Source organism: Streptomyces sp. NPDC005784, from assembly GCF_042871525.1.
In the GTDB taxonomy this organism is placed as follows: Bacteria; Actinomycetota; Actinomycetes; order Streptomycetales; family Streptomycetaceae; genus Streptomyces.
Map to the genome: position 1 here is coordinate 76,100 of NZ_JBIAIQ010000001.1, position 20,045 is coordinate 96,144.

A 20,045-nucleotide genomic window follows, 5' to 3' on the forward strand; every position below is an offset into this window, starting at 1 on the left:
GTCAGCTCCCCCCGGTGTGCACCTGGAAGGCGGCCCGGCGTACGGCCTTGGCGAGGGCCGGGTCCGGGTGGGCGGCGGCGAGCGCGACCAGCACCTGCACCGTGCGCGGGTGCCCGACCGCGCGCACCTCGTCGAGCAGCGTGGGCACGGTGGGCTGCACCGCGGACTCCAGATGACGGACGAGGAGCGGTGCCTCGCCGTGGTCGGCGACGGCGGCCGCCGTGTCGACCCACAGCCAGGTGGACTCGGCGCGGGTGAGGACCTCGTGGGCGTCCTCGGGGTCGTAGCCGTCGTGCTCGGCGAGCCACAGCAGGGCGTAGGGGCGCAGCGGGGTCTCTTCGACGACGGCGCGCACATCGGGCTCGGCGGGGGCGCCGACCACGCGGAGCGCCTCGAACGCGAGGCCGCGGGTGAGGGCGTCCTCGCCGCGGGCGGCGTCGATGAGTTCGGTGACGGCGCCGCCGACCGGGCGGGCGGCGAGCCAGGCGCGGTACTCGGCGCGGGCCGCGTTGGGGCGGAGCTGGGCGCAGCCGCGGAGCATGTCCTCGGCGGGCTGCTCGATGTTCCCGGCGGGGCTCTGCGCGGCGACGCAGATCTGCTCCAGCTTGACCCAGACCGCCCAGCTGCCGAGCGGGGTGAGGGTGGCCTGGCCTTCGCCGCAGGTCAGCGCGCCGACGGAGGCGAGGGCGTGCAGGGCCCACTCGAGGAGGGGGGCGAGGGGGGCGTCCGGGACCTCGGCGGGCTCCGGGACGGGCACCGGCTCGGGTCCGTACGGGATTTCGCAGCGCTCGGTGCGCAGTTCCGTGACGCGCTGCCCGAGGAGGTCGAGGAGCTGGTCCACGGGGACGGGCCCGGCGGAGAGCTGAAGGAAGGAGAGCACCTGGGGCATCGCGGAGACGACCTCGGCCACGGCCGCGGGCTCGCGGGCCATGGGCTCGGGGTACGCGAGGGACCAGGCGTCGAAGAGGGCGACCCAGCCGCGCAGGACCGCGCTGTCGTCGCGGCTCCAGGCGCGCAGCCGCCATCCCGGGCGGGCGGTGTCGCCGTGCACCTCGATGAGGCCGGCCAGGCGGGCGGTGTCCCAGTCGGCGCGGACCTGAACCGGGGTCAGTCCGAGATCCGCTGCGGCCCGTTCGGCTGTGGCGTCGGAGAGGGCGCCCTTGCCGCCGGGGTTCGCGCCGTCGCGCCCCGGGCGCAGGGCGGCGTCGGCCCAGCGCGCGACGCGCGCCGCGTCGGACAGGCCGGTGCGCGCCATGCGGGCGAGCTCCGCGGGCGGCGGTGTGCCTTCCGGCGGTCGCGGTGCGGGGCGGCGCGTGCGGCGCTGGGTCACCGCTCGGGGAGCGGCCGCGAGGGACCGCGGGCTGACGAGTCGGAGCCTGGAGTCGCGCGGGTTACGGGACGTCACGGGTGCAGTCTTGCGGTTGACGGTCCGAAAACCCAAACGGAATGCCGTCGCAGGCCATGGGGGCGGTGGGAGCGGGCCCTTCCCGGGGTGCCCGACACGCGGGAAAGAGAGCCGTGCGGAGTTGTTCGGGACCGAACCGGAAGGACGCCTTCGCGTCGCCCGGGGACGCGTCGGGCCGCCTCGCACGGAGCCTCCGCACAGCCGTCGGGCTCGCCCACGACGGGGGCGCGCGTCGGCTTCGCTCCGGGCGCGCACAGGGGTCTTCACTCCGGGGGCGCGTGCCGGTTTCGCTCCCGGGGCGTGCGCGGGCTTCGCTCCGGGCGTGCGCGACGGCTGGCTGCAGGCGGGCGCCGCGGAGGGCGCCAGGGAGGGGCGCCGTTGCGGCGGGGGCGTGCCGACCCGCCGCAACGAATGCCGTGGCCGTCTCGGCGCCGTGTGGGTGCCGCTCTCGGCGCCGTGCGCGTGCCGCTCTCGGCGCCGTGCGGGTGCCGTCTCTGCCGCATGCCGTGGCCGTCTCGGCGCCGTGCCGTGGCCGTCTCTGCCGCATGCCGTGGCGCGGATCGGGGGCGGCTCGGATCGGGGGCGGATTACATCAGGGGGGTGAGGAAGCGGCGCAGGGCTTCTTCATAGCTCGCCGGGTCGGCGTTCCACATGGCGCCGTGCGGGGCGTTCGGGACGGTGTGCAGGGTGACCAGGTCGGGGCGGCTCGCGGCGAGGCGGCGGGAGGGCCCCCAGGGCGCGATGGTGTCGTCCGGGCCGTGCACCAGCAGGGTCGGCACCTTGAGCTGGCCGGGATGCGCGGCGTGCGCGATGCGGTCTCCGCGTACGCCGGTGCGGCCCTGGGCGGCACGCACGGCGAGCGGCAGCAGGAAGCTCGGGGTGTGGCGGGCGCCGGCCAGGGCACGCAGCGTGGTCTCCCAGTCGAGGACCGGCGAGTCCAGGACGAGCCCCGAGATCCGCTCGCGCAGCGCGGAGTGGGCGGCGGCGCGCAGCGCCATGGTGGCGCCGGTGGACCAGCCGTACAGGACGACCCGCTCGGCGCCGTACCGCACGGCGTACCGGATCGCCGCGTCGAGGTCGCGCCACTCGGTCTCACCGAGGTGGTTCAGGCCGTCCGGGGGGCGGGGTGCCCCGAGGTCGCCCCGGTAGGCGAGGTCGAGCACGGGGAAGTGCCGGCCGTTCAGGAACTCCATCACGTTCATGGGGTGTTCCCGGGTGGCGCCCAGGCCGTGCACGGTGATGACCCAGGTGTCGCGGACGGCGGGCACGAACCAGGCGGGCAGGGCGCCGAGTTCGCCCGGCACGTCGACGTCGGCGTGATCGAGTCCGAGGGCGGACCCGGGGTCACCGACGTACAGGTTCGGGGTGAGCCACACCTTGTCGCCGGGTTCCAGGGAGCCGTGCGTGACGCGTTCCAGTCGGCGTACGACGGTGTCGGCGGTGTGGGGTACGGAGTTCTGCAGGGGGCCGACGACCGCGTGGGAGCCGTCGCCCGCGAGGCCGTAGGTTCCCGGGCGACGGGAGGCGAGGGCCCGGGTGAGGGTGATTCCGCCCGCCGTCGTGGCGTGCACGGTGAGCCGGGGCTCGGTGGGCAGGGGCTTGCCTGGCCTGGTCTTCAGCGCGGCGTCGCTGGCGAACCGGCCTGCCGCCACGGAGGCCGCGCCCGCGACTATGGCTACGGTGACGGCCGCTGCCGTGGCTCTTAGGGTGCGCACTCGACCAGTTTCCCGGGGGACTCCGCCATCGGCCAGCGGGAGGGTCTCCAAGAGTGACGGCCGACGCTCGCCGAACCCCGCCCACGGGGCCGATCCGGCGACCGGGGCACGGGCGGCCGGGGCACGAAGGGCAGCGGGCGGCGGGCGGGCCGTCCGCCTTGCCTCTTGCGCCTTTACCTCTCCCGCCTCTGCCTCTACCGCTTTGCGGCCTTACCGCTTCTGGCCGTACCCCCGCAGCCGCTCCCCCGCTTCGTCGAGCTGGTCCCGTGAGAGCAGGGCGGGCGCGAGGCCCGGGACCGAGGAGGACAGGAGCCAGACGCGGCACATCCATTCCAGCTGGGCCGTGCGGTCGTACGCCTGGTCCAGCGATGCTCCGTAGGCCATGGTGCCGTGGTTCTGGAGGAGGCAGGCCGCGCGGTCGGCCAGGGCCCGGAGCATGTTCTCGGCCAACTCCGGCGTGCCGTACGTCGCATAGGGAGCGACGCGGACCGGGCCGCCGAGGTCTGCGGCCATGTAGTGGATCAGCGGGAGCTCGGGGACGAGGACCGAGACGGCCGTCGCGTGCGCGGCATGGGTGTGGACGACGGCCCGCGCCTCGGTCACGCGGTACACCGCGAGGTGCATCGGCAGTTCGCTGGTCGGCCGCAGCGAACCGATCACCTGCCGACCGTCGAGGCCGACGCCGACGATGTCGTCGTGCGTCAGCCGGTCGTAGGGCACGCCCGTGGGCGTGACCAGGACGGTGTCGCCGACGCGGACGGAGACGTTGCCCGACGTACCGACGACCAGCCCGTCGGTGACCGTCCGGCGGGCCGTCGCGACGAGTTCGTCCCAGGCCTGTCGAAGGGCGTCCCGCGCGTCCCGCGCGGCCGACTCGTCCCGCTCGTCGCGCTCGTCCGCCATCCGTGGATCCTCCCGCCCGTCCCGTGAGTCCCGGTGCCGCTCCGTCATGACGCGATCCTGCCAGGCGCGGCGGCCGACGCATCCCGGGCGGGCGCAGCTTAGAGCGGAAGCCGAGCCTCCGTAAGGGCGCGTATGGGCATATATCGCCCCCACCGACGAATGGCCGGGGGCCGACGGGCGGCGCCGGATCTTCCCGTAGCCTCTGGGGGATTTGTCGCACACGTCGCCATTTCCGGGGGGAAATGTGGCCCGTGATCACCAACCGTTCCGTCGTCGTGCCCGCGTCGCCGCGACCGCCCTCGCGGCGACGCTCACCTTGGGGGGCACCACCCTGACCGCGCTCCCGGCCGAGGCCGCGGGCAACACCATGGGGCACGACGTCTCCTCTCACCAGAAGAACGTGGACTGGCGGAGCGCGAAGGCGAAGGGCGCGCGGTTCGTCTATGTGAAGGCGACCGAGTCCACCACCTACCGCAACCCCTACTTCGCCCGGCAGTACGACGGCGCGCGCGACGCCGGCATCCTTCGCGGCGCCTACCACTTCGCAGTGCCCGACAAGTCCTCCGGCGCCGCGCAGGCCGCGTACTTCGTACACAACGGCGGGGCCTGGCACGCGGACGGCTGGACGCTGCCGCCCGCGCTGGACATCGAGTACAACCCGTACGGCAAGCGCAAGTGCTACGGCCTGAGCAGGGTCGGAATGGTGAACTGGATCAAGGCCTTCAGTGACGAGATCCGCCGGGAGACCGGGCGTCGGCCTGTGATCTACACCACAACGCACTGGTGGAACACCTGCACCGGCTCCAGCCGGACATTTGCCGCGGATCACACGCTGTGGCTGGCCCGCTACGGCTCGTCGGACACCGGAGCACTGCCCGCCGGGTGGTCCGCGTGGACCTTCTGGCAGTACGACAACAGCGGCAGCCTGCCGGGTGACCAGAATCTCTTCAACGGATCCGCCACTCGACTCAAGCGGCTCGCCCTGGGGTAGCCACCCAATCGGAGCCCGATATTCCGCATCCGTTCGAACTCAGGCGATCACCTCTCGACACAAGCGGAGGAGTGATTCGCCATTTGAGACACCATGACGTCCGCCCCAGTTCATCTTCCGTTCATCCAGGTTGCCTACGGTCCACCTGCCACTGACGTCCAACAGAAGCCTGGGTAAATGGAACACATCACGCTCCTCCTCGGAATCGTGATCGTCACCGCTCTCGTGTTCGATTTCACGAACGGTTTCCACGACACCGCCAACGCGATGGCCACCACCATCTCGACCGGCGCTCTCAAGCCCAAGGTCGCGGTGGCCATGTCCGCCGCCCTCAACCTTGTCGGCGCCTTCCTCTCGGTGGAGGTCGCCAACACGATCTCCAAGGGCCTCGTCGATGAATCCGGCATCAAGCCAGAGGTGATCTTCGCCGCGCTCGTCGGCGCGATCCTCTGGAACCTGGTGACGTGGCTCGTCGGACTTCCGTCCAGCTCCTCGCACGCCCTCATGGGCGGCCTGGTCGGCGCGACCATCGCCTCCGCCGGTACCGGCGCGGTGCACGGGGACGTCCTGGTCGGCAAGGTGCTTCTGCCCGCCGTCGCTGCCCCGATCGTCGCCGGCCTGGCCGCGATGTTCGCGACGCGACTGTCGTACAAGCTCAGTGGTGACGCCGACACCAAGGCCACCAAGAAGGGGTACCGCGCCGGCCAGATAGCCTCCGCGGGCCTGGTCTCGCTTGCCCACGGCACCAACGACGCGCAGAAGACGATGGGCATCATCACCCTGGCCCTGGTCGCCGGTGGCGCCGTCGCTCCCGACTCCGACCCGCCGGTCTGGGTCATCCTCTCCGCCGGTCTCGCCATCGCGCTGGGCACCTACCTGGGCGGCTGGCGCATCATCCGCACGATGGGCAAGGGCCTGACCGACCTCCAGCCGCAGCAGGGCTTCGCCGCCCAGACCAGCGCGGCCACGGTCATCCTGGCCTCCTCGCACATCGGCTTCTCGCTCTCCACCACGCACTCGGTCTCCGGCTCCGTGATGGGCGCGGGCCTCGGCCGCAAGGGCGGTGTGGTCCGCTGGTCCACCGCCAAGCGGATGGTCGTCGCCTGGGTCCTCACGCTGCCCGCCGCCGCCCTGGTCGGCGCGCTCGCCGAGTGGGTGACCGGTTTCGGTGTCTGGGGCACCGCCCTCGTCGCCGTCTTCCTGGTCGGATCCAGCTTCGCGATCTGGCGCCGCTCGCGCCGCGAGGTCATCGACCACACCAACGTGAACGGCTCCGAGGAGCCCGCCGGTGTGGTGACCACGGCCATCGCCGCCGTCACCCCGCCCCCGGCCGGCACCGTGACCGAGAACCTCACGGCCACCATCCCGGCTCCCGCCGAGCCCACGGCGAACCCGTCGGCGCCGTCCCCCGTGGCCTGAGAACCGAAGGAAGAAACAGCATGAACATCGACTGGTCAGCCCTCGGTTCCGTCTTCGGGGTCAGCCTCGGAGTGACCGTGGCCCTCGTCGCCCTCTTCACCCTCGGTGTCGCCGGCCTCTCCAAGAAGGAGTCGGCCCAGGGCGGTTCCGCGGTCGCGGCGGCCACCGGCGCCTACGTCTGCTTCGCGGCCTGCGCCGCGGCGGTGGCGTACGGCATCTCCCTGATCATCACCAAGTAACCCGGCACAAGCGGCCCGGAACAGGGTTGCGCCGAGCAGTACCGCGCGTGGGGTGCGGGACGGATCACCGTCCCGCACCCCACGCGTATGTGGGCCTGCGCACACTGTCCCTCCGCAGGTCAACAGCCAGTTGACGGCCGTTCTCACCCCGTGGTGGACTGCCGGAGCCAAGTACGGCGGCATGAGAGGAAGCCGGTGCGAATCCGGCGCGGTCCCGCCACTGTCATCGGGGAAGAAACTCCCCGGGAGCCAGGAACTCTCACCGCCGGTCTCGTCGAACCAGGGCGTGGACACCCTGAGTGAGGACATATCGCCATGCGCGGCTGCCCGTTTCCCGTTCCGCTGAGTACGAGGGTTCCACTCCACCCCATCGCGGGCTGACCCCGTGCGTGCCGATCGCGTCTTCGCGTACGGCGCCGCCGCCGGCCTCCTCGGCGACCTGCTGCTCGGCGATCCCCGCCGGGGGCATCCGGTCGCCGCGTTCGGGCGGGCCGCCGCGGCCGTGGAGCGGACACTGTGGCGTGACCACCGCGGGTGGGGCGCGCTGCACACGGCTGTCTGCGTGGGCGGTGCCACCGGACTCGCCGCGCTCACGAGCCGTTCCGTACGCACCTCCCGTACCGCTTCCGTCGCGCTGACCGCCGCCGCCACCTGGGCCGTCGTCGGAGGCACCTCCCTCGGCCGTGAGGCGCGGGCGATCGCCGGCGCGCTCGCGGCCGGTGACATCGACACGGCCCGGGAGCGGCTGCCGCATCTGTGCGGCCGCGATCCGCAGGCGCTCGACGCCGACGGGATCGCCCGGGCTGTCGTCGAGTCCGTCGCCGAGAACACCTCCGACGCCGTCGTGGGCGCTCTGGTCTGGGGCGCCGTCGCCGGGGTGCCCGGACTCGTCGCCTTCCGCGCCGTGAACACGCTCGACGCCATGGTCGGGCACAAGTCCCCCCGGTACCGGCGCTACGGCTGGGCCTCCGCCCGGCTCGACGACGTCGCCGGCTGGCCGGGCGCCCGGCTGACCGCCGTCCTCGCGGCCGCGGCCGGGCCCGACCCGCGGGGCGCCGTGCGGGCCTGGCGCGCGGACGCCCGCAACCATCCGAGCCCCAACGCCGGGCCCGTGGAGGCCTCGTTCGCGGGCGCGCTCGGCGTACGGCTCGGCGGCACCCTGTCGTACGGGGGACGCATCGAGCACCGGCCCGTGCTCAATGACGCGGGGCGCGCCGTCCACACCCACGACATCGAGCGGGCCGTACGGCTCTCCCGGCGCGTCGGCTGGCTCGCGCTCGGCGTGAGCGCCGCCGGACGGGTTCTGCTCACGGTTCCGCTCAACAGGAAGGGGCGCACCGCATGAGCGGCGGGCTGCTGATCGCCGGGACCACCTCCGACGCGGGCAAGAGCGTCGTGACCGCCGGGATCTGCCGGTGGCTGGTGCGCCAGGGCGTCAAGGTCGCGCCCTTCAAGGCGCAGAACATGTCCCTCAACTCGTTCGTGACGCGCGAGGGCGCCGAGATCGGGCGGGCACAGGCCATGCAGGCGCAGGCCGCCCGGGTGGAGCCGACCGCGCTGATGAATCCCGTGCTGCTCAAGCCGGGCAGCGACCGCACCAGTCAGGTCGTCCTGATGGGCAGGCCGGTGGGCGAGATGAGCGCGCGCGGGTTCTTCGGGACCTCCGGGCCCTCGGCGGAGCCGCTGTCGGGTGCCGGGTCCCCCGGTGAAAGGCTGCGCGGAGGGCGTCAGGAAGCACTCCTCGGGACCGTCCTCGACTGTCTGGCCCAGTTGCGGGGCACGTATGACGCGGTGATCTGTGAGGGAGCCGGCAGTCCGGCCGAGATCAATCTGCGGCGCACCGACATCGTGAACATGGGGGTGGCGCGGAACGCGGGACTTCCCGTGCTCGTCGTCGGTGACATCGACCGGGGCGGTGTGTTCGCCTCGTTCTTCGGGACGGTCGCACTGCTGTCCGCCGAGGACCAGGCGCTCGTCGCCGGGTTCCTCGTCAACAAGTTCCGCGGAGACGTCAGCCTGCTGGAGCCCGGCCTCGACATGCTGCACGGCCTCACCGGGCGGCGCACCTACGGCGTCCTGCCCTTCCAGCACGGTCTGGGCATCGACGAGGAGGACGGACTGCGGGTCTCGCTGCGCGGGGCCGTCCGCGAGTCGGCCGTCTCCTCCCCCGTCGGCGAGGACATATTGCGGGTCGCCGTGTGCGCGATCCCGCTGATGTCCAACTTCACCGACGTGGACGCGCTGGCCGCCGAACCGGGCGTCGTCGTGCGGTTCGTGGACCGGGCCGAGGAACTGGCCGACGCGGATCTCGTCATCGTGCCCGGAACCCGGGGCACGGTGAAGGCACTGGCATGGCTGCGTGAGCGCGGCCTCGCGGACGCGATCGCGCGCCGGGCCGCCGAGGGCCGTCCCGTGCTCGGCATCTGCGGCGGCTACCAGATCCTCGGACAGCACATCGAGGACGAGGTCGAGTCGCGCGCCGGTCAGGTCGAAGGGCTCGGACTCCTGCCCGTACGTGTGCGGTTCGCGCGCGAGAAGACGCTGACGCGGCCGGTCGGCAAGGCCCTCGGCGAGCGGGTCGAGGGGTACGAGATCCACCACGGTGTCGCCGACGTGAGCGGCGGCGACGCGTTCATGCGCGATGACGACGGAAACAGCCTGGACGGGTGCCGGGTCGGCTCCGTCTGGGGCACGCACTGGCACGGATCACTTGAGTCGGACGGATTCCGGCGGGCCTTTCTGCGCGAGGTGGCCGCCGCCGCGGGCCGCCGCTTCGTACCGGCGGGCGACACGTCGTTCGCGGCGCTGCGCGAGGAGCAGCTGGACCGGCTCGGCGACCTGATCGAGGAACACGCGGACACGGACGCGCTGTGGCGGCTCATCGAGTCCGGCGCGCCGCAAGGACTGCCCTTCATTCCACCGGGAGCACCCGAATGAGCACAGTGTTGTTGTTGTCGACCGCCGACACGGATCTGCTGGCCGCCCGCGCCGGCGGAACCGCCTACCGGATCGGCAATCCGACCCGGGTGGACGTCGCGGGCGAACTCCCCGCGCTCGTCGAGGGCGCGGACGTGGCCGTCGTACGGCTGCTGGGTGGCAAGCGGGCCTGGGAGGACGGGCTGGCCTTTCTGAAGGCGTCCGGTATCCCGACCGTGCTGCTCGGCGGCGAGTCCGTCCCGGACGCCGAGCTGATGGCCGAGTCGTCGGTGCCCGCGGGGGTGGTGGCGGAGGCGCTGCGCTATCTCGTCGAGGGCGGCCCGGCCAACCTGGCCGAGCTGGCCCGGTTCCTCTCGGACACCGTGCTGCTGACGGGTGAGGGCTTCGAGGAGCCGCACAAGAGCGCGGAGTTCGGCGTCCACGGCGAGCGCGCCTTCGTCGAGGGCCGGCCGACCGTCGGTGTGCTGTTCTACCGGGCCCACGAACTGTCCGGGAACACCGCGTTCGTGGACACGCTGTGCGACGCGATCGAGGCGCGCGGCGCCAACGCCCTTGCCGTGTACTGCGGTTCGCTGCGCGGTGCCGACCCGGGCCTGTACGAGATCCTGGGCCGGGCCGACACGCTCGTCGCCACCGTCCTCGCGGCGGGCGGTACCCACGCCTCGGAGGCGTCCGCGGGCGGCGACGAGGAGGCCTGGGACATCGGGGCCCTCGCCGACCTCGACATCCCGGTGCTGCAGGGGCTCTGCCTGACCTCGTCGAAGAGTGCCTGGGAGGCGTCGGACGCGGCCTTGTCCCCCATGGACGCGGCGATGCAGGTCGCGATCCCGGAGTTCGACGGCCGGATCGTCACCGTGCCGTTCTCCTTCAAGGAACAGGGTCCGGACGACGTCCCGGTGTACGTCGCCGACCCCGAGCGGGCCGCGCGGGTCGCCGGAATCGCCCTGCGGCACGCCCTGTTGAAGCACAAGCCGAACGCGGAGAAAAAGCTCGGGATCGTCTTCACCGCCTACCCGACCAAGCACTCGCGGGTCGGCAACGCGGTCGGCCTCGACACGCCCGCCTCCGCCGTACGGGTCCTCGACGCGCTCCGGGACGCGGGCTACGCCCTCACCGAATACCCCGACAACGGCGACGAGTTGATCCACCGGCTCATCGCGGCCGGCGGTCACGACGTCGAGTGGCTGACGGAGGAGCAGCTCGCCGCCGCTCCGGCGCGCGTGCCGCTCGCCGACTACCGGGCCTGGTTCGAGACGCTCGACCCCAAGCTGCTCGAGGGCATGCTGGAGGCCTGGGGCGAGCCGCCGGGCTCGCTCTACGTCGACGGCGACGACATCGTGCTGGCCTGCCTGCAGTTCGGGAACGTCGTGGTGATGATCCAGCCGCCGCGCGGCTTCGGCGAGAACCCGATCGCCATCTACCACGACCCGGACATGCCGCCGTCGCACCACTACATGGCGGCCTACCGCTGGCTGGAGAACAGCTTCGGCGCCGACGCCGTCGTGCACATGGGCAAGCACGGCACGATGGAGTGGCTGCCGGGCAAGGGACTCGGGCTCAGCGGCGGCTGCGCGCCCGACGCCGTCCTCGGCGAACTCCCCCTGGTCTACCCGTTCATCGTCAACGACCCCGGTGAGGGCACGCAGGCCAAGCGGCGCGGGCACGCCACCGTCGTCGACCACCTCGTACCGCCGATGGCGCGCGCGGACACCTACGGGGACCTCGCGAAGCTGGAGCAGCTCCTCGACGAGTACGCGCTCGTCTCCGACCTGGACCCGACGAAGGCCCCGGCGGTCCGCGCGCAGATCTGGACGCTGGTCAAGGCGGCCGAGCTCCACCACGACCTGCACGTCGACGAGCAGCCGGACGACGGCGACTTCGACTCCTTCGTCATGCACATCGACGGCTATCTGTGCGAGATCAAGGACGTGCAGATCCGCGACGGACTGCACATCCTGGGCGGCGGTCCGGAGGCCGAGCCGCGGGTGAACCTCGTGCTCGCCGTGCTGCGCGCCTCGCAGGTGTGGGGCGGCACGGCGAACGCGCTGCCCGGCCTGCGCGCCGCTCTCGCCGAGCACTTCGGCCTGGTGGAGAAGGAGTTGCTCGCCGAGCCGGGCGCTCCGGTGAAGGCGCCCGTCGAGCTGACGGACCTGGTCGAGGGCCCGGCCCGTTCGGCCGCCGACGCGATCGACCTGCTGGAGCAGTTGTGCCGCCGGGCGGCGCTGGGCCTGGAGGAGCGCGGCTGGGACCCGGCCGCCGTCCCGGCGCTCGTGCGCGAGGTACTCGGCGTCGAACTCCCCGACGCCGTCGCGGTGCTGGGGTTCGCCTGCCGTGAGGTCGTGCCGCGGCTCGCCCGGACGACGGACGAGATCGGGCACATCCTCAAGGCGCTGAACGGCGGTTACGTGCCGGCCGGTCCGTCGGGTTCACCGACGCGCGGGCTCGTCAACGTCCTGCCGACCGGCCGCAACTTCTACTCGGTCGACCCCAAGGCCATTCCTTCCAGGCTCAGTTGGGAGGTCGGCCAGTCCCTCGCGGACTCCCTCGTCCAGCGGTATCTGCAGGACACGGGCGCCTACCCGACGTCCGTCGGACTGACCGTCTGGGGCACGTCCGCGATGCGCACCCAGGGCGACGACATCGCGGAGATCCTCGCGCTGCTCGGCTGCCGCCCGGTGTGGGACGACGCGTCGCGGCGCGTGACCGGCTTCGAGGTCGTCCCGCTCGCCGAGCTCGGCCGCCCGCGCATCGACGTCACGGTCCGTATCTCGGGCTTCTTCCGGGACGCGTTCCCGCACGTCGTGGGTCTGCTCGACGACGCGGTGCGCGCGGTCGCGGAGCTGGCCGAGCCCGCCGACCGGAACTACGTGCGCAAGCACGCCGACGAGGACACGGCCGAGCACGGCGACCGGCGGCGCGCGACCGCCCGTATCTTCGGCTCCAAGCCGGGCGCGTACGGTGCCGGTCTGCTGCCGCTGATCGACGCCCGCAACTGGCGCTCGGACGCCGACCTCGCCGAGGTGTACGCGGTGTGGGGCGGCTACGCCTACGGACGCGGGCTCGACGGGCGCGCTGCGCGCGGGGACATGGAGACCGCGTTCAAGCGCATCGCGGTCGCGGCGAAGAACGTCGACACCCGCGAGCACGACCTCGTCGACGCCGACGACTACTTCCAGTATCACGGCGGCATGGTCGCCATGGTGCGGCATCTGACGGGGGCCAGCCCCGAGGCGTACGTGGGCGACTCCGCCGTACCGGACCAGGTGAAGACGCGCACGCTGGGCGAGGAGACGCACCGCGTGTTCCGCGCCCGGGTGGTCAACCCGCGCTGGATGGCCGCGATGCGCCGCCACGGCTACAAGGGCGCCTTCGAGATGGCGGCGACCGTCGACTACCTCTTCGGCTACGACGCCACGGCCGGGGTCGTGGACGACTGGATGTACGAGAAGTTGGCGTCCGAGTACGTGTTCTCGCCGGAGAACCAGGAGTTCATGCGCAAGTCCAACCCCTGGGCGCTGCGGGGCATCACCGAGCGGCTCCTCGAAGCCGCCGACCGCGGGCTGTGGGCTGAACCCGACGCGGAGACGCTGGAGCGGCTCCGCGCCACCTATCTGGAGCTCGAAGGCGACTTGGAGGGCGACGACCAGTGAGTACCCCGTTCCCGTTCACGGCGGTGGTCGGCCAGGACGACCTGAGGCTCGCGCTGTTGCTGAACGCCGTCAGTCCGGCGGTCGGCGGAGTCCTCGTGCGCGGCGAGAAGGGCACCGCCAAGAGCACCGCGGTGCGTGCCCTTTCGGCGCTGCTGCCGGAGGTCGCCGTCGTTCCCGGGTGCCGATTCTCGTGCGACCCGGCCGCCGCCGACCCCGCGTGCCCGGACGGGCCGCACGAGGCGGCGACCGGCACGCAACGCCCCGCCCGTATGGTCGAGTTGCCCGTCGGGGCGTCCGAGGACCGGCTGGTGGGCGCGCTCGACATCGAGCGGGCGCTCGCGGAGGGCGTGAAGGCGTTCGAGCCGGGTCTGCTGGCCGACGCCCACCGCGGGATCCTCTACGTCGACGAAGTGAACCTGCTGCACGACCACTTGGTCGACCTGCTGCTGGACGCCGCCGCGATGGGCGCCTCGTACGTCGAGCGCGAGGGTGTCTCCGTACGGCATGCGGCGCGGTTCCTGCTCGTCGGGACGATGAACCCCGAAGAGGGTGAGCTGCGGCCGCAGTTGCTCGACCGGTTCGGGCTGACCGTCGAGGTAGCGGCCTCGCGGGAGCCAGACCAGCGCGTCGAGGTCGTGCGGCGCAGGCTCGCCCACGACGACGATCCGGCCGGCTTCGCGGCGCGCTGGGCCGACGAGGAGGCCGCCGTGCGGGCCCGGATCGTGGCGGCCCGCGCGCTGCTGCCCTCCGTGCGGCTCGCTGACGGGCCGCTGCGGCAGATCGCCGCGACCTGCGCGGCCTTCGAGGTGGACGGTATGCGCGCCGACATCGTGATGGCGCGGACCGCGACCGCGCTCGCCGCGTGGGCGGGACGCACCGAGGTCCTCGCCGAGGACGTACGGCAGGCGGCGCTGCTCGCGCTGCCGCACCGGCGGCGGCGCAACCCGTTCGACGCGCCCGGGATCGACGAGGACAAGCTCGACGAGACGCTGGAGGAGTTCGGGGGCTCGGACGGTGGTTCGGAGGACGACGAACCGGACCCGGACCCGGATCCGAACGGGCCGGGAGGCGGCGGGCAGCCGCCGCAGGACGGGCCGGACGACGGCTCCCCTGCCGGTGACGTGCCCGCGCAGGGCGAGCCGTCGGAGAACGGGCAGGCGCCGGCCGGACAGGGCGGTGAGCAGTCGCCCGTACGGGCCGCCGAGCCCTTTCGGACGAAGGTGCTGAGCGTGCCCGGACTGGGCGAGGGCGCGGCCGGGCGGCGTTCGCGCGCGCGGACCGAGCACGGCCGCACGACCGGGTCGCGGCGGCCGAACGGGACGCTCACCAAGCTGCACCTGGCGGCGACCGTGCAGGCCGCCGCCCCGCATCAGCTGGCGCGCGGACGGTCGGGCCGGGGTCTCGTCGTACGGCGGGACGATCTGCGGCAGGCGACGCGCGAGGGCCGGGAGGGCAACCTCGTGCTCTTCGTCGTGGACGCCTCCGGGTCGATGGCGGCGCGGCAGCGGATGGGCGCCGTCAAGGGCGCCGTGCTGTCGCTGCTGCTCGACGCGTACCAGCGGCGGGACAAGGTGGGTCTGGTGACCTTCCGTGGCAAGGAGGCGCAGGTCGCACTGCCGCCGACCTCGTCCGTGGACGCGGCGGCGGCCCGGCTGGAGTCGCTGCCGACCGGCGGGCGGACGCCGCTCGCGGCCGGGCTGCTGCGGGCCCACGAGGTGCTGCGGGTGGAGCGGCTGCGGGACGCCGCCCGGCGGCCGCTGGTCGTCGTCGTGACCGACGGGCGGGCCACGGGCGGGGCCGAGCCGGTCGCGACGGCAGGACGCGCCGCGCGGCTGTTCGCGGCGGACGGGGTCGCCTCGGTGGTCGTCGACTGCGAGACGGGCCCGGTAAGGCTCGGGCTCGCGGGCCGGCTCGCGGGAGAGCTGGGCGGCACACCGGTGACGCTGGACGAGCTGCGGGCCGATTCGATCGCCGGGCTCGTCCGGGACGTGCAGGGGACTTCCAGGAGGGCCGCGTAGTGCCACAAGGACAGCCGAGTGTCGTACCGGACGACGGTTTGACGACTCGTCAGCGTCGTAATCGGCCGCTGGTCGTCGTGCACACGGGGATCGGCAAGGGCAAGTCCACCGCCGCTTTCGGGCTCGCGCTGCGCGCCTGGAACCAGGGGTGGCCCATCGGGGTGTTCCAGTTCGTCAAGTCGGCGAAGTGGAAGGTCGGCGAGGAGAACGCGCTGCGCGTTCTCGGCGCCTCCGGCGAGGGCGGGTCCGTCGACTGGCACAAGATGGGCGAGGGTTGGTCCTGGGTCCAGCGCGACGCGCAGATGGACAACGAGGAGAAGGCCCGCGAGGGCTGGGAGCAGGTCAAGCGGGACCTCGCCGCCGAGACGTACAAGCTGTATGTGCTCGACGAGTTCGCGTATCCGATGCACTGGGGATGGATCGACACCGACGAGGTCGTGGCGGTGCTGCGGGACCGTCCGGGCACCCAGCACGTCGTGATCACCGGGCGGAACGCCCCTGAGAAGCTGGTCGACCTCGCCGATCTCGTGACCGACATGTCCAAGGTCAAGCATCCGATGGACGCCGGCCAGAAGGGGCAGAGGGGCATCGAGTGGTGACGTCCTCCGTTCCCCGGCTGGTCATCGCCGCGCCCACCTCGGGCAGCGGCAAGACCACCGTCGCCACGGGGCTGATGGCGGCCTTCGCCTCGCGGGGGCTCGCCGTGTCCCCGCACAAGGTGGGGCCCGACTACATCGACCCCGGGTATCACGCGCTCGCCACCGGGCGCGTGGGCCGGAATCTCGACGCGTACCTGTGCGGCGCCGAGTTGATCGGGCCGTTGTTCGCGCACGGGGCGCGCGGATGCGATCTCGCGGTCGTCGAGGGCGTGATGGGGCTGTACGACGGGGCCGCGGGCGAGGGGGAGCTCGCGTCCACGGCGCAGGTGGCGAAGCTGCTGCGGGCGCCGGTGGTGCTGGTCGTCGACGCGTCCTCGCAGTCGCGGTCCGTGGCCGCGCTGGTGCACGGGTTCGCCTCCTGGGACCCCGAGGTGCGGGTCGCGGGAGTGATCCTCAACAAGGTGGGGTCCGAGCGCCACGAGGCCATGCTCCGAGAGGCGCTGGACGCGTCCGGGGTACCGGTGCTGGGCGTGCTGCGGCGGGCGCCGCAGGTCGATACGCCGTCGCGCCATCTGGGGCTGGTACCGGTCGCCGAGCGGCATTCCGAAGCGGTCGAGGCGGTCGCCGCGATGGCCGCGCAGGTGCGCGCCGGGTGCGATCTGGACGCGTTGTTCGCGCTGGCGCGTGGTGCGGGAGCGGTGCCGGCTGCGGCGTGGGACGCGGCCGAGGCGGTGCGTCCCACGGGCGGAACCGACGCGGCTCCCTCCTCGGTCGCGGCCGGGGCGTCTCCTGCCTCTCCCGTGCAGCCCCTCTCCCCCTCCGCCGCGGCGGCCTCCCCGGGGCCCGGCCCGGCCCGTCATCGAGGGCATGACGGGCCGGCGGACCGAACTCCGGCCGGGGTGAAGCGAGTTGCCGTGGCGGGCGGGCCGGCCTTCACCTTCTCCTACGCCGAGCACGCCGAACTGCTCACCGCCGCCGGAGCGGAGGTCGTCACCTTCGATCCGCTCCGGGACGAGCAACTGCCCGAAGGGACCGGCGGGTTGGTCATCGGCGGCGGGTTCCCCGAGGTGTACGCGCCCGAGCTGTCCGCCAACGAGCCGCTGCGCAAGGCGGTCGCCGAGCTGGCGTTCGGCGGGGCGCCGGTCGCGGCCGAGTGTGCCGGACTGCTGTATCTGGCGCGGGAGCTCGACGGGCGGCCCATGTGCGGGGTGATCGACGCCGTGGCCCGGATGGACGAGCGGCTCACCCTCGGCTACCGGGACGCGGTGGCCGTCAGCGACAGCGTGCTGGCCGCGGCCGGTACCCGGATGCGCGGGCACGAGTTCCACCGGACCGTCGTGGAGCCCGGCGCCGGAGCGGCCCCCGCCTGGGGGGTGCGCGCCCCCGAGCGGCGCGTCGAAGGTTTCGTGCAACACGGTGTGCACGCGAGTTATCTGCACACGCACTGGGCGTCCGAGCCCGGTGTGGCCCGTCGGTTCGTCGAGAGGTGCCTGACGTCATGAGCAGCAAGCTGATCGGAGTCGGGGTCGGCCCCGGCGACCCGGAGCTGGTGACCGTCAAGGGCGTCAACGCCCTGCGCGCCGCGGAGGTCGTCGTCGTCCCCGTGATGGCCGCGCCGGACGGGAAGGACGGCGGCGAGCGGGGACGGGCCGAGGCGACCGTCCTGCACTACGTGCCCGAGGAGAAAGTCGTCCGGGTCGTGTTCGCGCTCAACGAGCGGAGCGACCGGGAGCGGCGCGAGGCCGCGTGGGATGCCGCCGGCGCGCGGGTCGCGGGCCTTCTCGGCCGGCACAGCACGGTCGCCTTCGCCACCATCGGCGATCCCAACGTGTACTCGACGTTCACGTATCTCGCCCACACCATCGCGGAGCTGGTTCCCGGCACCGTCGTGGAGACCGTGCCCGGGATCACCGCCATGCAGGACCTCGCCGCGCGGTCGGGGGCCGTTCTCACCGAGGGGACCGAGCCGCTCACGCTCGTCCCCGTGACCGCCGGGGCCGCCGTGCTCAAGGACGCGCTGAACGGGCCCGGCACGGTGGTCGCGTACAAGTTCGGGCGGCAGGCCCGGGAAGTCGCCGAGGCGCTGCGGGACAGCGGGCGCATCGACGACGCCGTGTGGGGGTCCGCGCTCGGCCTCGACGACGAGTCGATCCGGCCGGCGGGCGAGCTCGACGGCGAGCCGCTCCCCTACCTCTCGACGCTCATCGCGCCCGCGCGCCGCGACGGGAAACGCGGCGGAAAGCTGTGACCCCCACCCACCCGGCGGATGCGCCCCGCGCGACGGACCGCCCGGATTCAGCGCGCGTGGCACGCACGGCGGCCGGTACGGGCTCAGCCCGCCCGGCACGCCAGGCATGCCCGGCGCCCGAGGCGGGCCGCTCGGGCTCAACCCGCCTGGCGGCCATGGCAGGCCGCTCGGAGTCAGCCCGCCCGGCGCCCGCGACCGGCCGTCCGGGCTCAGGACGCGATGCCCACCACCAGCCAGATGAAGGCCACGCCCGCGACCGTGCACAGCAAGGTCGAGCGGGCGGGGTGCTCGTGGTGTGCCTCCGGGAGGATCTCGGCGGCGGCGAGGTAGAGGAGTACGCCGCCGAAGAGGCCGAGGTAGCCGCCGAGCAGCCGTTCGGGGATGGTGAAGAAGAGGGTGGAGGCGGCGCCGATCATGGGGGCCGCCGCGTCGGCGTACAGCATGAGCAGGGCCTTGCGGCGGGCGTTCCCGTACAGGCTCGTGATCGTGTACGTGTTGAAGCCGTCCGCGAAGTCGTGGGCGATCACCGCGAGGGACACCGCGAGCCCCATGCCGCCACCGACCTGGAAGGCGGCGCCGATCGCGACGCCGTCCATCGCGCTGTGGCCGACCATGGCGGCGGCCGCCGTGAGGCCCACCTCGGGCGCGCGTCCGTCGTGCTCGTCGCCACCGTGCGCGGCCTGGCGGTGGGCGAGCAGGCGTTCGACCAGATGGGCCAGCAGAAAGCCGGCCACGAAGAGGAGCAGCGCGGCCGGTACGCCGAACACCTCGGTGCCCGCCGCGGCCAGCGCCTCCGGCAGCAGGTCGAGGCCGACCACGCCGAGCATCAGGCCACCGGCCAGGCCGAGGACCAGATGGCGGCGGTCGGTCACGCGCTGCGCCGTCCAGCCGCCGGCCAGCGTCATCAGGAACGCGCCGAGCGCGACGAGGACCGCCATAGGCCCTTGCTATCCGATCAACCCCCGTTCGCGCACCTCCGGCGACGGCCCCGCACGCACTGAAGCCTTCGCAACACCCCTGATTTTTCGTAGGAGAGGACCGATTCCCATGGCCGATGCCCCCACCGGCAAAGTGACCTTCGTCGGTGCCGGCCCCGGCGCCGCCGACCTGCTGACGTTCCGCGCCGCGCGCGCCATCGCCGACGCCGACGTCGTGATCTGGGCGGCGAGCCTGGTGCAGGCCGAGGTCCTCGACCACGCACGCGAGGGCGCGGAGATCCTCGACTCCGCGACGATGTCACTTGAGGACGTCGTCGCCGTGTACGAGCGGGCCCGCGCGCAGGGTCTGCGGGTGGCGCGGATCCACTCCGGCGACCCGGCCCTGTGGGGCGGTACGCAGGAGCAGGTCGACCGGTGCGCCGAGCTCGGCATCGAGACGGAGATCGTGCCGGGTGTCTCGTCGTTCTCCGCGGTGGCCGCGATCGCGCAGCGCGAGCTGACGATCCCCGAGGTCGCGCAGTCGGTGATCCTCACCCGGCTCGGCGGCGGCAAGACGCCGATGCCTCCCGGGGAGGAGGTACGGGAGTTCGCGAAGCACGGCACGACGATGGCGCTGTTCCTGTCGGCGGCCCGCAGCGGCCAGCTGGTGCGGGAGCTGCTGGAGGGCGGCTACCCGACGACCACGCCGGTCGTGGTCGCCTACCAGGCGACCTGGCCGGAGGAGTTGATCGTGAAGTGCACGATCGGCACGCTGGAGGAGACCGTCAAGGAGCACAAGCTCTGGAAGCACACCCTGTTCCTGGTCGGTCCGGCGCTCGACGCGAGCGGCACGCGCTCGCACCTCTATCACCCCGGTCACTTCCACGGCTTCCGCAAGGCCGACCCCGAGGCGCGCGCCGAGCTGCGTGCCGCGCGCCGGGGCAGTGCGCAGGGCCCCGCGTCGTGAACGTGGACGTCGTCGGTGCGGAGGGGGAGTCGATCCG

The 20,045-nt window shown here is 73.1% G+C and carries 15 protein-coding genes and 1 riboswitch; of the genes, 11 read left to right on the forward strand and 4 right to left on the reverse strand.

All coding sequences use genetic code 11. The annotated features are described in order from the left end of the window. Position 1 precedes the first annotated feature (1 nt). The 3 genes from ACFYR3_RS00355 to ACFYR3_RS00365 form a co-directional block, all read right to left on the reverse strand. A complete protein-coding gene (locus ACFYR3_RS00355) occupies positions 2-1,405 on the reverse strand; it encodes a hypothetical protein (RefSeq protein ID WP_355843730.1) in 1,404 nt (467 codons plus the stop codon). Between the two features lie 587 nt (positions 1,406-1,992). Beyond that, positions 1,993-3,120 (reverse strand): alpha/beta fold hydrolase, encoded by a 1,128-nt coding sequence (locus ACFYR3_RS00360; protein ID WP_355843727.1) that lies wholly within the window; start codon positions 3,118-3,120, stop codon positions 1,993-1,995. Positions 3,121-3,330: 210 nt separating this feature from the next. Beyond that, positions 3,331-4,071, reverse strand: coding sequence for a class II aldolase/adducin family protein (locus tag ACFYR3_RS00365; RefSeq protein ID WP_389280808.1), 741 nt, complete (start codon positions 4,069-4,071; stop codon positions 3,331-3,333). A 196-nt stretch (positions 4,072-4,267) separates the two neighbouring features. Between ACFYR3_RS00365 and ACFYR3_RS00370 the strand changes: the two genes are divergently transcribed. The 10 genes from ACFYR3_RS00370 (at position 4,268) to cobI (ending at position 18,124) form a co-directional block, all read left to right on the forward strand. Next, positions 4,268-5,014, forward strand: coding sequence for a lysozyme (locus ACFYR3_RS00370; protein ID WP_389280810.1), 747 nt, complete (start codon positions 4,268-4,270; stop codon positions 5,012-5,014). 177 nt (positions 5,015-5,191) lie between these two features. Then, on the forward strand, positions 5,192-6,433 hold the full coding sequence (locus tag ACFYR3_RS00375) for an inorganic phosphate transporter (RefSeq protein ID WP_355843718.1): 1,242 nt from the start codon (positions 5,192-5,194) through the stop codon (positions 6,431-6,433). 20 nt (positions 6,434-6,453) lie between these two features. Continuing rightward, positions 6,454-6,672, forward strand: a complete 219-nt coding sequence (locus ACFYR3_RS00380; RefSeq protein ID WP_328556277.1) for a hypothetical protein — start codon at positions 6,454-6,456, stop codon at positions 6,670-6,672. 136 nt (positions 6,673-6,808) lie between these two features. Then, a riboswitch (cobalamin riboswitch) is annotated at positions 6,809-6,952 on the forward strand. A gap of 105 nt (positions 6,953-7,057) precedes the next feature. Beyond that, positions 7,058-8,017 carry a cobalamin biosynthesis protein gene (locus ACFYR3_RS00385; RefSeq protein ID WP_355843715.1) on the forward strand — a complete coding sequence of 320 codons (960 nt, stop codon included), beginning with the start codon at positions 7,058-7,060 and terminating at the stop codon, positions 8,015-8,017. After that, entirely contained in the window at positions 8,014-9,609 is a 1,596-nt protein-coding gene (locus ACFYR3_RS00390) for a cobyric acid synthase (RefSeq protein ID WP_355843712.1), read from the forward strand. Before ACFYR3_RS00385 ends, ACFYR3_RS00390 begins: the two co-directional genes overlap by 4 nt. Further along, positions 9,606-13,259, forward strand: a complete 3,654-nt coding sequence (gene cobN / locus ACFYR3_RS00395) for a cobaltochelatase subunit CobN (protein ID WP_389280813.1) — start codon at positions 9,606-9,608, stop codon at positions 13,257-13,259. The genes ACFYR3_RS00390 and cobN overlap by 4 nt, the downstream gene beginning before the upstream one ends. Next, a complete protein-coding gene (locus tag ACFYR3_RS00400) occupies positions 13,256-15,277 on the forward strand; it encodes a putative cobaltochelatase (protein ID WP_355843706.1) in 2,022 nt (673 codons plus the stop codon). Before cobN ends, ACFYR3_RS00400 begins: the two co-directional genes overlap by 4 nt. Next, on the forward strand, positions 15,277-15,876 hold the full coding sequence (gene cobO / locus ACFYR3_RS00405; RefSeq protein ID WP_329298934.1) for a cob(I)yrinic acid a,c-diamide adenosyltransferase: 600 nt from the start codon (positions 15,277-15,279) through the stop codon (positions 15,874-15,876). Before ACFYR3_RS00400 ends, cobO begins: the two co-directional genes overlap by 1 nt. Then, complete coding sequence (locus ACFYR3_RS00410) at positions 15,870-17,378, forward strand: cobyrinate a,c-diamide synthase (RefSeq protein ID WP_355843703.1); 1,509 nt, start codon at positions 15,870-15,872, stop codon at positions 17,376-17,378. The genes cobO and ACFYR3_RS00410 overlap by 7 nt, the downstream gene beginning before the upstream one ends. Further along, positions 17,375-18,124: a precorrin-2 C(20)-methyltransferase gene (cobI, locus tag ACFYR3_RS00415; RefSeq protein ID WP_356782533.1), complete on the forward strand. Its 750-nt coding sequence runs from the start codon at positions 17,375-17,377 to the stop codon at positions 18,122-18,124. The genes ACFYR3_RS00410 and cobI overlap by 4 nt, the downstream gene beginning before the upstream one ends. Positions 18,125-18,333: 209 nt before the next feature. On the opposite strand, the gene ACFYR3_RS00420 is transcribed toward cobI, so the two are convergent. After that, the gene (locus ACFYR3_RS00420) at positions 18,334-19,062 is read right to left on the reverse strand and encodes a ZIP family metal transporter (protein ID WP_355843698.1); all 729 of its coding nucleotides are present in this window, start codon (positions 19,060-19,062) and stop codon (positions 18,334-18,336) included. 109 nt (positions 19,063-19,171) lie between these two features. On the opposite strand from ACFYR3_RS00420, the gene cobM reads away from it, so the two are divergent. Beyond that, positions 19,172-20,008 (forward strand): precorrin-4 C(11)-methyltransferase, encoded by an 837-nt coding sequence (gene cobM, locus ACFYR3_RS00425; protein WP_355843696.1) that lies wholly within the window; start codon positions 19,172-19,174, stop codon positions 20,006-20,008. Positions 20,009-20,045 lie beyond the last annotated feature (37 nt).

What these genes read in the sequence shown, in the direction of transcription:
- ACFYR3_RS00365 (WP_389280808.1), bottom strand. Translation starts at nt 4,071, where the DNA reads ATGACGGAGCGGCACCGGGACTCACGGGACGGGCGGGAGGATCCACGG.
- ACFYR3_RS00375 (WP_355843718.1), top strand. Translation starts at nt 5,192, where the DNA reads ATGGAACACATCACGCTCCTCCTCGGAATCGTGATCGTCACCGCTCTC.
- ACFYR3_RS00380 (WP_328556277.1), top strand. Translation starts at nt 6,454, where the DNA reads ATGAACATCGACTGGTCAGCCCTCGGTTCCGTCTTCGGGGTCAGCCTC.
- ACFYR3_RS00390 (WP_355843712.1), top strand. Translation starts at nt 8,014, where the DNA reads ATGAGCGGCGGGCTGCTGATCGCCGGGACCACCTCCGACGCGGGCAAG.
- cobN (WP_389280813.1), top strand. Translation starts at nt 9,606, where the DNA reads ATGAGCACAGTGTTGTTGTTGTCGACCGCCGACACGGATCTGCTGGCC.
- cobI (WP_356782533.1), top strand. Translation starts at nt 17,375, where the DNA reads ATGAGCAGCAAGCTGATCGGAGTCGGGGTCGGCCCCGGCGACCCGGAG.
- ACFYR3_RS00420 (WP_355843698.1), bottom strand. Translation starts at nt 19,062, where the DNA reads ATGGCGGTCCTCGTCGCGCTCGGCGCGTTCCTGATGACGCTGGCCGGC.
- cobM (WP_355843696.1), top strand. Translation starts at nt 19,172, where the DNA reads ATGGCCGATGCCCCCACCGGCAAAGTGACCTTCGTCGGTGCCGGCCCC.